Here is a 12,814-nt window from a genome sequence, read left to right on the forward strand (position 1 = left end):
CGACGGCGCCGACGGCGAGGCCGCCCGGCCGGCGCCTAGGCGCGAGGCGCCGCCGGCAGCCGCCGCGCCGTGGCAGCCGCCGCGCAACGTCGGCGGCGGCGACCGGCTCGGCCGGAAATTGCCGTAATGCATTATTTCTAATGCGTGGAATCTTGACTTAAGGTAACATTACGAACCTATCCGTTCAGTAATGTACTTTCCCGGCGGCCGAGCAGGCGACCGGGCGAGGGCGGCAGCATCGCCATCCACCTAAGGAAACCGCATGTCCACCGTTACCCGCGACGTTCACGCAACGTCCCCCGCCGCCGAATACCTCGCCTTCACCCTGGGCCAGGAAGAGTACGGCATCGATATCCAGAAGGTCAGCGAGATCCGCAGCTACGAGACGCCGACCCGCATCGCCAACGCGCCGGAGTTCGTCAAGGGCGTGGTCAACCTGCGCGGCATCATCGTGCCGATCGTCGACATGCGCATCAAGTTCAACCTGGGCACCCCCTCGTACGACCAGTTCACCGTGGTCATCATCCTCAACATCGGCCACCGCGTGGTCGGCATGGTGGTCGACCGCGTCTCCGACGTGACCACCCTGCTGCCCGAGCAGATCAAGCCGGCGCCGGAGATCGGCTCGGCGATGAACACCGACCACATCGTCGGCCTCGGCACGCTCGACGAGCGCATGCTGATCCTGGTCGACATCGACAAGCTGATGTCGAGCGCCGAAATGGGCCTGATCGACACCGTCGCCGCCTGATTTCCCCGCCGCCGAACGCCGTGCCGGCGCCGTCCCCGTGCCGCCGGGAGCGGCGGCGGCCGCCGTGCGCGCCCGGACGCGCCACCGGCACATCTGACATATCGTTTTCCATATCGGAATGACTAAATGAATACGTTTAAGAATATGAGTATCGGTACCCGTCTGGGCTTGGGCTTCACCCTGATCCTGGCGCTGGCGATGTTGATCACCGGCATAGGCGTGTGGCGCCTGCAGAGCGTGGCCGACGCCACCCGCGCCATGATGGAGGTGCCGCTGGCCAAGGAGCGCATGATCAGCGACTGGTACAGCAAGATCGACAGCGCGATCCGCCGCACCACCGCCATCGCCCGCAGCAGCGACCCGAGCCTGGCGGCCTATTTCGCCGACGAGGCCAAGGCCTCCTCGGCCATCTCGGCCGAGTACCAGAAGAAGGTCGAGGCGCTGATCGTCGACCCGGACGAGAAGGAGTTGTTCGGCCGCATCGGCGAGCAGCGCAAGATCTACCTGTCCTCGCGCGACCTGGTCGCCAAGTACAAGGCGGCCGGCCAGATGGAGGAGGCCGAGGCGACCTTCCAGAAGGTGTTCGCGCCCGGCTCGACGGCCTATCTGGCGTTCATGCAGGAGCTGTTGAAGATGCAGCGCGGCAAGATCGACGCCACCGCGCTGCAGATCGAGGCGGTCGCCGAGCAAAGCCGGCAACTGCTGCTGACCTTGGCGGCGCTGGTGCTGGCCTTCGGCGCGCTGTGCTCCTGGCTGCTGACCACCGGCATCACCCGGCCGCTGGCCACGGCGGTGCTGGCGGCGCGCCGCGTCGCCGGGGGCGACCTGACCGGCCACATCGAGGTGCGTTCGCGCGACGAGACCGGCCAGCTGCTCGGCGCCCTGCAGCACATGAACGCCAGCCTGTTGAGCATCGTCAGCCAGGTGCGCAGCGGCACCGAGCACATCGCCTCGTCCTCGACCCAGATCGCCGCCGGCAACCTCGACCTGTCGCAGCGCACCGAGGAACAGGCCGCCTCGCTGGAGGAGACCGCCTCGTCGATGGAAGAGCTGACCTCGACCGTCAAGCACAACGCCGACAACGCCCGCCAGGCCAACCAGCTGGCCGCCTCGGCGGCGCAGGTGGCGGTCAAGGGCGGCGCCGTGGTGGCCCAGGTGGTCGGCACGATGGAGTCGATCAACAGCGCCTCGAAGAAGATCGTCGACATCATCGCCGTCATCGACGGCATCGCCTTCCAGACGAATATTTTGGCGCTCAACGCCGCCGTCGAAGCGGCGCGCGCCGGCGAGCAGGGCCGTGGCTTCGCCGTGGTCGCCAGCGAGGTGCGCAACCTGGCGCAGCGTTCGGCCTCGGCGGCCAAGGAGATCAAGGCGCTGATCGGCGACTCGGTCGAGCAGGTCAACCAGGGCGGCCGGCTGGTGGCCGACGCCGGCGCGACGATGGCGGAGATCGTCGCCAGCGTGCACCGGGTGTCGGACATCATCACCGAGATCACCGCCGCCAGCACCGAGCAGAGCGCCGGCATCGACGAGGTCTACCGCGCCATCGGCCAGATGGATTCGGTGACGCAGCAGAACGCCGCGCTGGTCGAGCAGTCGGCCGCCGCCGCCGAGGCGATGCAGCAGCAGGCCGCCAACCTGGCCGAGGTGGTCAGCGTGTTCAAGGTCGAGGCGGGCGCGCGCGCCCGGCCGCAGCTGGCCGGGCATAACGGTCCGGCGGCGGCCCACGCGCCGGCGCGCGCCGCGCCGCGACTCTCGCACCGCGCCTGAGCCAGCGCGCCTGACTTTCTGCGTCCGACCCGCCGCGCCTGATCGGCAACGTCGGCCCCGCCCGACGGCGCCGTCCCGCGCGGCACAACGCCGCCCGCCGTGTCCGCACGGCGGGCGGCGTTTTTCTTTGCTGCGCGGGCGCGACAGACCGGCGCTCCTTGTCTGGTCTCCAGGCAAGTATTGCTCCATCTCAAAGTTGATGAACGAGCTCATGCGATTATCGACGGGACGATAATCCTGGATAGCCGACGATGGAAGCATTGCTCCCCCATTACGAACGCGAACTCGGCATCTTGCGCCGCCTCTGTCGCGAGTTTTCCGCAAAGCATCCTCAACTCGCGGGCGAATTGATGCTGATCGGCGAGGTCTGCGGCGACCCGCACATTGAGCGCCTGATCCAAGTGGTCGCCTTGCTCAACGCCCGCACCGCCAAGCTGCTCGCCGATGACTACGCCCGCTTTACCGCCGCCTTGCTGGGCGTGCTGTATCCGCATTATCTGCGCGCCGTCCCGGCCTATTCCATCGCCTGCGTCGATTTCGCCGCCGCAAAAGAGAATGCCATCGCCGGGGTCTCGCGCATTCCGCGCGGAACCGAACTGCGGTGTGTCGACAGTGCGGCGCAGGCCTGCAAGTACACCACGGCTTTCCAAGTCGCAATCGGCCCGTTCAAAATCGCCGGCGCCCGTTTCGACCCCTTGGTCCGCGCTCCAGCCTGCTTGCGCCTGGCCGACGGCGCCACCTCGGAAATCGCCATCGAGATCGGCAGCACCGCCGTCGGCGCCGGATTGGAGGAGCTCGGGCTGGACAGCATCCGCGTCTACATCGCCGGCGAGCCTTCTTTCCGCGCCGCCTTGCGCGATGCCCTGCTGATGCGGAGCGTGAACGCGTATGCCGAATTCGATGGCGATGGGCGCTGGCTGCCGTTGGCCAAGGTTCCCGTCGCCGCCGTCGGCTTTGCCGCCGGCGACGCCATGATCCCGTCCACGGCTAGCGAACATCCCGCTTATCGCTTGCTGACCGAGTATTTTTCTTATCCCGAAAAATTCAATTTCTTCGATATCGATCTGGCGGCCTTGCTGCCGCATGGGCCGGCAACATGCCGCTGTGTCACCTTGCATCTCGCGCTGACCGGGTTGCGCGCCGATTCGACCCCGGCCCGTCTGCTCAAGTCCCTGTCGGCGAGTAATCTGCGGCTCGGCTGCACGCCGGTCGTCAACCTGTTCAAGACGACCGCGACGCCGATCCGGCTGACGCAGGAGCGCAGCGACTATCCCTTGCTGCCTTACGAGCGTCCCGCCGCCGTTCACGAAATCTACAGCGTCGACTCGGTCAAGTTGTTGCGCAAGGCCGCCGAAGGTGGCAGCACGGTGGAATTCCTGCCCTATTATTGCTTGCGCCATGGCAGCGTGGCGGGACGCAAGGCGCACTACTATTTGCTGCACCGCGATGAAGAGCTGGCCGAGATGAGTCCCGGTCATGAATATTCGATGGCCTTTGTCGACGGCGATTTTTCGCCGCTAGCCGCCGCGTCGGGCACGCTGTCGATCGAATTGACCTGCAGCAATCGGGCGCTGCCGGCCAGGCTGCCCTACGGCGCCGCCGACGGCGATCTTGCCATCGAAGGCGGCGCCAGGAATATCCCCATCCGCCTGCTGTTCAGACCGACGGCGGCGCACCGGCTGAGCTCATCGAACGGCGCCCAGTGGGGCTTGATATCCCACCTTGCGCTGAACCATCGCTCGCTCAGCACGGCGGGTTTGCCGGGTTTCGTGGCGATGTTGCAGTTGTATGTGCCTGGCGCCTCGGCCGTCGCCCAGCGGCAGATCGACGGCATCGCCGATCTTTCCCATCGTCCCACCACGGCATGGCTGCGCGACCGCCAAGGCCGCGCCTATCTCAGCGGCATCGAAGTGAGCGTCACGCTGGACGAGGATGCCTTCAGCGGCAGCGGCGTCCATGTTTTCGCGCAGATGCTCGATCACTTCCTGGCGCTGTATGTTCATCTGAACAGTTTCACTCAGTTGATTGTGTTGTCCAAATCGACAGGAAAGGAGCTGCTGCGATGCCTGCCCCGCAACGGTGCTTTGAGTCTAGTGTAATTGAGCAATTACTCCGCCACCCCTATCGTTTTGAGTTCTTTCAGGCGGTGCGCCTCCTCGACACCTGGCTACGCCAAAACGGTGTCGAGGAGGGGCCTATCCCGCTGCGCCACCTGCGGTTTCTAAACAATTTATCGCTGTCTTTTCCCGCCAGTCAAATTGCGGCATTGACTGCGGAGTCCGCTTCGCCCATCGACTCGGCCGCCGGCCTGCAGCAAGCCATGCTGAGCAACGAACTCAAATACATCGCCATCACGCCCGCGTTTATCGGTTTTCTTGGTTGCAATGGCGGTTTGCCGTTCCATGAAACGGAACGGATCGCTGCCTACGAACAGGCGTCCAAGGACGCTGGGCCGCGGGCTTTCCTCGACATGTTTTCGACCCGCTCGGTTGCGCTGTTTTATCAGGCCTGGAGCAAGCACCGGCCCGAATGCATGGTCGATGCGGCCGGCGAGGATGCGTTTCTGGCCATGCTGAGCGCCTTGTCGGGATTGCCAACGCGCGCCAAAACCGAATTCGCCGCGGCAGATGGTCCTGCCGATATCGGCGATGAAATGCTGGCCTTTTACGCGGCGCAATTTAGCAGCCGTTGCGTGCCGGCCAGTGTCATCGCCGGGGTGCTGTCGGAACACTTCGCCGTTGCCGTCGCGCTCGAACAATTGCTCGGCTGCTGGGAGACGCTGCCCGACCAGCACCGGGCCAAGTTGGGCATCGCCAACTGCAAGCTCGGCGCGGGCAGCGTGTTGGGGCGGAACATTTATCGCCGCGATTGCCGCTGCCGTGTGCGGCTAGGCCCGCTCGATAAAAATGACTTCGAGCGATTCCTGCCCCGTTCCGCCGGCGCCCGTGCGCTCAACGACGTCCTCGCCAAGTTTTGCGGCGTCGGCATGACCTTCGAAGTGCAGCTGTTGTTGCGGGCGCAAGACGTGCGGCGCGCCCGCTTGCGTTCGCGCGAGGGTAAGGGACATAGCCGGCTCGGCATCGACGCCTTTATGTTCGGCGGCACGGCGCGACAGGATCGCCTGGCCGTGCGCTATTTTCTTCGGCCCTGAGCAGCGCCGCTTCGATCAAGGGAAAACACATGAAACGAGACAATGAGTTCCTCCATTTCATCCAGCGCCAAAAGCTGCTGGATACGGAAAACCGGCCCCTGCGGATGCGTATCGCCCATGGCGCCGGCGTGCTGGACGACGTGCTGTTGCCGCAACGGCTGATCGGCACGGCGGAAATTTGCGCGGGGCTGCGTTACGAAGTCTGGTGCGTGGCTACCGATGCCAGGATCGAGCTGAAGCAGATGATCGGTTTGCCGCTGGCGCTGGATTTCGTCACCGACCGGGGCGAGCTGAGCAGCGTATGCGGCATCGTCACCGAAGTCTGCGCCGGCGACAGCGACGGCGGCGTGGCCACCTACAAGCTGGTCATGCGCGATGCGCTGGCCATCCTGGAAAAGCGCGTCAACACGCGCATCTTCCGCAACCTGAGCGAAATCGACATCGTCCAGCGCCTAGTCGCCGAATGGCGTCAAAGCAATGAGGTGCTGGCCGGGGCGTTCGAGCTGGAGGTCGAGGAATGTCTTCAGCTGCGCCAATATGCGCAGCGCGAATTCACCATGCAGTACAACGAATCGGACGGCGCCTTCATCCGACGCCTGCTGGCGCGCTGCGGCGTCGCTTGGTATTTCCGCGCCGGCCGTAGCCGCGAAGCGGGCTCCCAGCCGGAGTTTTCTCAAACGCTGGCACACACGATGGTGTTGTTCAATAGCCCCGACAGCCTGCAACAGAACCGCGCCGGCACCGTGCGCTACCACCGCGACAATGCCACGGAACAACGCGACACCATCACGTCCTGGGCCGCCGTCCGTAGCTTGCAGGCCGGCAGCGTCACCTTGCACAGCTGGGATTACAAGCAACCGCAAGGGTATTTTTCCACCACCGAAGCCAGCAGCGACGGTGCGCAAGGCCCCGGCGGCGACGAGCTTGCGGCCAGCCTGAACGACTACAAAATTTTATCGCCGCACAACGCCGACGATCACGACGAGCTGCGCCGGCTCGGCCGTTTGCGCATGAATCGCCACGATTACGAGGCCAAATGCTACCGGGGGCAGGGCGGCGTGCGCGATTTTTGTGTCGGCGAGTATTTCCACTTCGCCGATCACCCGGAGATCGACGGCCATCCGGAGGATGAACGCGATTTCGTCATCACCCAACTCGCGGTGACGGCGCAGAACAATCTGCCAAGGGGGCTGGTGGCGAAAATGGAGCGTCTGTTCGCCCGCAACCGCTGGACGCAGGCGTTGGCGCACGATCACGCCAATCTGGCCGATTCCGGGCCGGGCCGATTCCACATGACGTTCTGCGCGGTGCGGCGCGGCATTCCCATCGTTCCGGCCTATGACGCCCAGCGCGATCTGCCCCCTATGCCGATGCAAAGCGCGCTCGTGGTCGGCCCGCCGGGCGAGGAAGTGTATTGCGACGAGTTGGGGCGGGTCAGGATACGCTTTCTTGGTTTGCGCGCCGCCGACCATGAGCATGCGCAGGGCGCCGGCACGTCCGGCACGGAGCGCGACTCGGCCTGGGTGCGGGTCGCCACCAGTTGGGCCGGCAACGGACCGGGCGGCCTGCAACAGTGCGGCGCGCTGACGTTGCCGCGCGTGGGGAGCGAAGTCCTCGTCGCCTTCATGGGCGGCGATCCGGACAAGCCCGTCATTGTCGGCCAGTTGTACAACGGGAACGCGCGGCCGGCGGCCCTGAGCGAACGGGGCGACCTGCCCGGCAACCGTTATTTGTCGGGCATCAAGAGCCGGGAAATCAAGGGCGAACGGCATAACCAGCTGCGCTTCGACGACAGCAACGGGCGGATCAACGCCCAACTGGCCAGCGACCATGGCGGTTCGCAATTGAATCTGGGTTGGCTCGCGCAGCCTATCGCCAACGGCCACGGCGAAGCGCGCGGCGAAGGCGCCGACTTGCGCAGTGACAAGGCCGTTGCCGTTAGAGGGGCGCAGGGCGTGTTGATCACCGCCGATGCCAGCCCCGGCGCAAAGGGTAGGCAACTCGACCGGCCGGAAATGATCGGCATGGACGACGTGCTTCACGGTATCTACAAAGCCCTGTCCGAGCTGGCCACCACCCACTTGGCCGGCGACGCCGACGGCGCGCCGCTGGCGAAGCTGGTCGAGCATATCCGGCAATGGGAGAAGGGCAGCAACACCGAGGGCGCAACGCCCGATCCGGCCGGCGGCAAGCCCATCGTCGCGGTCAGTGCGCCGGCCGGCATCGCGTTGGCCAGCCAGGACAACGTGCTCATTGGCGCGCAAACGAATATCGACCTGGTCAGCGCCGGCAATTCCCAATTGTCGGCCGGGCGCAAGTTGCTGATGCGCGCGGCCCAGGGCATCGGCATGTTCGCCCACAAGCTGGGAATGCAACTGATCGCCGCCGGCGGCAAGATCGTGATCCAGGCGCAGGATGGCGAAATCGAAGTCGGCGCGGCCAAGCGCTTGCATCTCTATTCGCTCGAATCGCTGCTGTTGGAAGCGCCCGAAGTGGTGATCCGTACCGACGGCGTGCAATGGACCATCGCCAAGGGCAAGGTCACGTCGTCATCGAGTGGCGCGTTCAATGTGCAAGCGTCGGAGTTCAAATTCAGCAGTGGCGGCGGGGGCGATCTGGCGTTGCCCGGCATGCCGCATTCGAGCTTGCAAACCGACGAGCAGATCGCCTTCACGGGACGCGGCGGCCAGCCCCGCGAAAACGTTCCCTACGAGGTGCGCGACGCCGAGGGCGCGGTGCTTGACGCCGGCAAATCCGGCGCCGATGGCGCCAGCCAGGCCGTCGTGACCGACACGGTCATCAAATCGCTGCGGGTACATCTTTAACACTGATTGACTTCACGAGTTGCGGGGAGGAATACACATGGCCGCCACAGTTCTGCCAGAAGCCACGCGCCGCGTGCCGCTTGCCTTTGACGACAAAGGTGAGCCGGTGTTTGACACGGTATGCAGCCCCAAAAGTTTCCGCATGCGCGCGCGCGGCGTCATCCCGCCATGTCACGTGATTCCGGTGATCTTCGTGCCGGGGATCATGGGCACCAATCTTCGGATGAATGAGGCGGCCAATGGCAAGAAATTGGCCGCATGGAGTCCACCGAATGGCACAGCGGACGGACTTGGGGAAGTGAGGAAAAGAAAAGCTCAGGTACCGAAAGATAGGCAGCTGCAAATGACGGCGTCCCGCACCGAGGTTGACGACCGAGGGAAGGTCGAGTTGCCGCAGGGCGTCTTGACGCTGACGACGGACGAGGCGGTACGGCGCGGTTGGGGGCAGCTGCATTTTGATAGCTATGGTCATGTTTTGGCCGAGCTGGAACGTTCGCTCAACGACCAATACGAGGAACCCGGCAAGCCGGGCAGCAAGAAAATGGCGGTGTGGGCGGTCGCCCAAACCTTGATGAAAAATGCGCCGATTCAATCATGCACCGGGGAAGGCGATCCTTGCTTTCGTCCGGAAATGATCGATGTGCGCACGGTATGGAATGCGGTCAAGGGAACGGTCAGCGCCCTGACCGAGGATGAATTCACGCGGCTGGATGACTTCTATTATCCAGTGTGGGCCTACGGCTATAACTGGCTCGACAGCAATGAGGCGGCCGCCGATGGGCTGTGCCAGCGGATAGAGGAGGTGCTGGCTTGGTATGACAAGACGAAGTACTTCATGACGCAGGGAAAGGTTATTCTCGTCACCCATTCGATGGGCGGCATCGTCGCGCGCAGGGCCGCGCAGAAGGACGCCGGCAAGATACTCGGCGTGGTCCACGGTGTGCAGCCTGTCTGCGGCGCGCCGGTCGTGTACAGGCGCTTCCGCGCCGGCACCGAGGTGGGAAGTTTCTTCAATTTCACGGGCGCGGCCGTCGCCACCATTGTCGGCTGGGATGCCGCCGACATCACCTGCGTGATGGCCAATTCGCCAGGCGCGTTGGAACTCTTACCGACGAAGAACTATCCGCCTGGGTGGCTGACCGTTTCCCAAAACATCACAGGCGAACCCATTGTGGAGTTGGCACGTGCGTTACCAATAGCAGATCCATATGAGGAAATTTACTCCAAGCGAGTACAAGATGTGTGGTGGGGAATGGTCGACGAAACTTTAATTGATCCTGCAAAATTATCAAAGGATAAGGATTCAACCCCAATGGGGATGTATCGCAATGCACTTAAGATAGCAAAAAAACTGCACGATACCCTTGGGTTATATTGTCACCACAATACCTATGCGCATTATGGTTCAGATAAGCAAGAAGTATCGTTTGGTAAGGTGCATTGGTTTACTAATCATCGATTGCAGAACAGCATTAAAGCTGAATTGATGGGTTTGCCCGCTGCGTCTTGGACATTGCAAGGTGAAGTAAATCTAACTTATAACAATAATTCCATTAAATTTGAGCTGGCCAATCGACCTGGGCGAGAAGGTGGTGATGACGCTGATTCTGGCGATGGTACAGTGCCAAGCCCATCCGGTGCAACAATTGAAAGAACGGATGGAGCGCATTGTGTCTTTCGCATGAAAGGCTTCGATCATCAAGGTAGTTACTCAAACAGGGATGTTGTCGACAATGTCATATACTGTATTGGAAAAGTTATCCAAAATGCTATGCCCGCTAAAAATTTTCCTACGGAGAAATCATGATTGGCTCGATCAAGAGTTCGCTGAAGCTACGATTTATCGAAACAGGACTGGCAGTGTTTATTTCCTTTGAATCGTTGGCCGCTTACCCCAAGGATGTTGAGATGAGTAACCAAAACACTTTATGTTTCGGGCGATTTTTAATCGATTTTCCAGCTGGAGGAAAAATTAAGGAAATCGGACAGCAATCCCAATTTATGTTCGGTGACATACATTCCGATAATTTTCAGGGGGAAATTATTGATTTTACCCGAAGGATGGATCAACGCGAAATTAAACTGAGAGAATTAACGGGGAAGGATGATAGGGTTTTAATAAGAACCATTTCGCCGAACCAATCTACACGAATTTTTGTAACGAAGGAGAATGTGTTTGGGCATGTTGATTTTGGATTTGAAGCATATAAATTAGATAAAAATAAGCTATTTTCATTGATCCATATAAATTTCGAAGAGAAAATATTCTACGATAAAGTGTTAATTCGTCTAAGCACAGATCTTTTGCCAAATTTACGAACCCGACATCTGGATGAAATTCCATCCGAGCCTGGATTTTGCATCAAGGATGGATTCATTGCCGACGATGGTAGTAAATACCAATTCGAGGAGGCCCGCCTACAGTTCAATTTCAAAGAATTGCCGGATGTATGGGTTGCGGTCTACAGTCAAACTGTGCCGAAAGCGGGTGACGATACGCTGTTGCAACGGATGGATAAACACCCCGATACAGTTCTAGAAAAATTATACATAAAGACATTCCGGCGACAAAAGCACGAAGTGAACGGATTCAAAGGCGAGGAGCTCCTCGAGTTGTTGCCGACAGACCAGGGAATTAAACAGCATTACTTTCATTGGGAGGCGGCCGGTGCGGTGAAAAGCATCTTCGTTCCCTTGCTCAATCTTGAATTTGAAAGTGCCGTGTTGCCATTGAAGGGGCCGCGACCGCGTCCATCGCTCACCGACGAGCAGGCCATCAAGCTATACGACAGCATCGTCAACTCGATCCGCCTGCGTCCCACCAGCGCGCCGGCCAAGACCGGCGCGAGCGATCTGCCGAAGAAGCCGCTGGGTGAACTTGCCCTCACCGGCCGCATCTGCCCGCAAACGGGATGGTGGCAGAGTGGCGATGAGTATGTCCTCCCGGCCAAGCGTCGACAATACTTCAAGGAGGGCGAGATGCTGCCGACGGTGGAATGGCATGGCAAGCCCAATGTATGGCAGAAACTCACCGGCGAGCGGCCTTCTCAAACGATGACCACCGTGTGGAAACTGGTCGAGTACGCAGAGGCCCAGCGCGCCGCAATCGAGGCGGAGAAACCGCCCGCGGCTCCCGCCGCCGAGGATGCCGGGCCTGTCAAAGAAGGCTAGGCGCGGAGCAAACGGAGCCGCGAAAATTCAACGACGTTGGCATCAGTTAGCTTGTTCAGCATTTCAACCGAGGAGCAATGTCATGGCAAAAGTCATTCGTTTAGGCGATCCAACTTCCCACGGCGGCAAAGTCGTCAGTGTCAGCGCCACCTGGTTCACGGTTGACGGCATCGCCGTGGCCCGGGTCAACGATACTTGCGTTTGTCCAATTCCAGGCCGTACCGTTTGCACCATTGTGGAAGGCGACGCCAATCACACCATCGATGGCCTCGCCGTTGCTTATGCCGGTCACAAGACGAGTTGCGGCGCAACGTTGATATCGACAGTGGCCGATTTCAGCAACGCTTGATCGGCTAGGACCTTTGTCGGCAAGGTCACCTTGTCAATTCCTGAGCTTCGTTACGATCTGAACGATCAAACGGTTGGACTGACTGACGGCGCCGCCGGCCACGAGGCGATGGCTTGCTGCGACAGCCCGTCGGCGGCGCCGTTGCGATGGCGCGGAATCCAGCGAAGACTGACCTCGCCCAAGCCGGCCAGCAGCGCGGCGACGCGGGCGCGGTAGGACTCCAGGCCTTTGGCGCCGGGCGCGGCGGGTTGGTTGACGTCGTTGATCACCACCTGGCTGTCGCCGTACACCAGCAACTGCGGCGGAGCTAGCTCCAGCGCCGCCTCCAGCAGCGCGATCAAGGCCAGATACTCGGCTTCGCCGCTGTCGCCGTGGCCGGCGCGGCGGCTGATCTCGACGCGCTCGCCTTGCGGCCCGCACAGCAGGGCGCCGATGCCCAGCCGGCCCGGATTGGGATGGGCCGAGCCGTCGAACCAGGCTTGCCAGGCGCCCGGCGCCGCTTGGACGCGGGCCTGCTTCCGCGCCAGCGCGGTGGACTTGATCTCCAGCTTGGCGGCGCGGCGCGCCTGGTCGGCCTGGCGCAGCTGCGCGCGTTCGATCAGCAACTGGTCCAGTCCGGCGCTGCCGGCGGCCAGCGTCAGCGTTTGGCGCAGCGCGTCCAGCTCGGACGCGCCGCTGCGTGCCGCCAGGCGGCGGCCGCTGGTGCGCTCACCCTTGTAGGCTGCGGCGGCGAGGCGGTCGAATTCTTCTGTGGGCATAGAAAATCGAGGACGGCGCCGCGCGCCTGGCTCTTGAGC

Annotated in this window: 9 protein-coding genes; 8 read left to right on the plus strand and 1 reads right to left on the minus strand. The window is 62.0% G+C overall.

Annotated features, from left to right (window positions below; translation table 11 throughout):
- Window positions 1–262 precede the first annotated feature (262 nt).
- The 8 genes from H7U20_RS21810 (at window position 263) to H7U20_RS21845 (ending at window position 12,017) form a co-directional block, all read left to right on the plus strand.
- On the plus strand, window positions 263–751 hold the full coding sequence (locus H7U20_RS21810; protein ID WP_199761252.1) for a chemotaxis protein CheW: 489 nt from the start codon (window positions 263–265) through the stop codon (window positions 749–751).
- A gap of 126 nt (window positions 752–877) precedes the next feature.
- On the plus strand, window positions 878–2,521 hold the full coding sequence (locus H7U20_RS21815; RefSeq protein WP_199761253.1) for a methyl-accepting chemotaxis protein: 1,644 nt from the start codon (window positions 878–880) through the stop codon (window positions 2,519–2,521).
- A gap of 251 nt (window positions 2,522–2,772) precedes the next feature.
- The gene (tssF, locus tag H7U20_RS21820) at window positions 2,773–4,620 is read left to right on the plus strand and encodes a type VI secretion system baseplate subunit TssF (RefSeq protein WP_199761254.1); all 1,848 of its coding nucleotides are present in this window, start codon (window positions 2,773–2,775) and stop codon (window positions 4,618–4,620) included.
- Window positions 4,584–5,672, plus strand: a complete 1,089-nt coding sequence (gene tssG / locus H7U20_RS21825) for a type VI secretion system baseplate subunit TssG (RefSeq protein ID WP_199761255.1) — start codon at window positions 4,584–4,586, stop codon at window positions 5,670–5,672. The genes tssF and tssG overlap by 37 nt, the downstream gene beginning before the upstream one ends.
- 128 nt (window positions 5,673–5,800) lie before the next feature.
- Complete coding sequence (locus tag H7U20_RS21830) at window positions 5,801–8,497, plus strand: type VI secretion system Vgr family protein (RefSeq protein WP_199761256.1); 2,697 nt, start codon at window positions 5,801–5,803, stop codon at window positions 8,495–8,497.
- A gap of 37 nt (window positions 8,498–8,534) precedes the next feature.
- Window positions 8,535–10,304, plus strand: coding sequence for an alpha/beta fold hydrolase (locus H7U20_RS21835; protein ID WP_199761257.1), 1,770 nt, complete (start codon window positions 8,535–8,537; stop codon window positions 10,302–10,304).
- On the plus strand, window positions 10,301–11,668 hold the full coding sequence (locus H7U20_RS21840) for a T6SS immunity protein Tli4 family protein (protein WP_199761258.1): 1,368 nt from the start codon (window positions 10,301–10,303) through the stop codon (window positions 11,666–11,668). Before H7U20_RS21835 ends, H7U20_RS21840 begins: the two co-directional genes overlap by 4 nt.
- Window positions 11,669–11,750: 82 nt before the next feature.
- Window positions 11,751–12,017: a PAAR domain-containing protein gene (locus H7U20_RS21845; protein ID WP_199761259.1), complete on the plus strand. Its 267-nt coding sequence runs from the start codon at window positions 11,751–11,753 to the stop codon at window positions 12,015–12,017.
- A 65-nt stretch (window positions 12,018–12,082) separates the two neighbouring features.
- On the opposite strand, the gene H7U20_RS21850 is transcribed toward H7U20_RS21845, so the two are convergent.
- Entirely contained in the window at window positions 12,083–12,775 is a 693-nt protein-coding gene (locus H7U20_RS21850; protein ID WP_199761260.1) for a ribonuclease HI family protein, read from the minus strand.
- Window positions 12,776–12,814 lie beyond the last annotated feature (39 nt).

This window comes from Rugamonas violacea, from assembly GCF_016461825.1.
GTDB lineage: Bacteria > Pseudomonadota > Gammaproteobacteria > Burkholderiales > Burkholderiaceae_D > Rugamonas.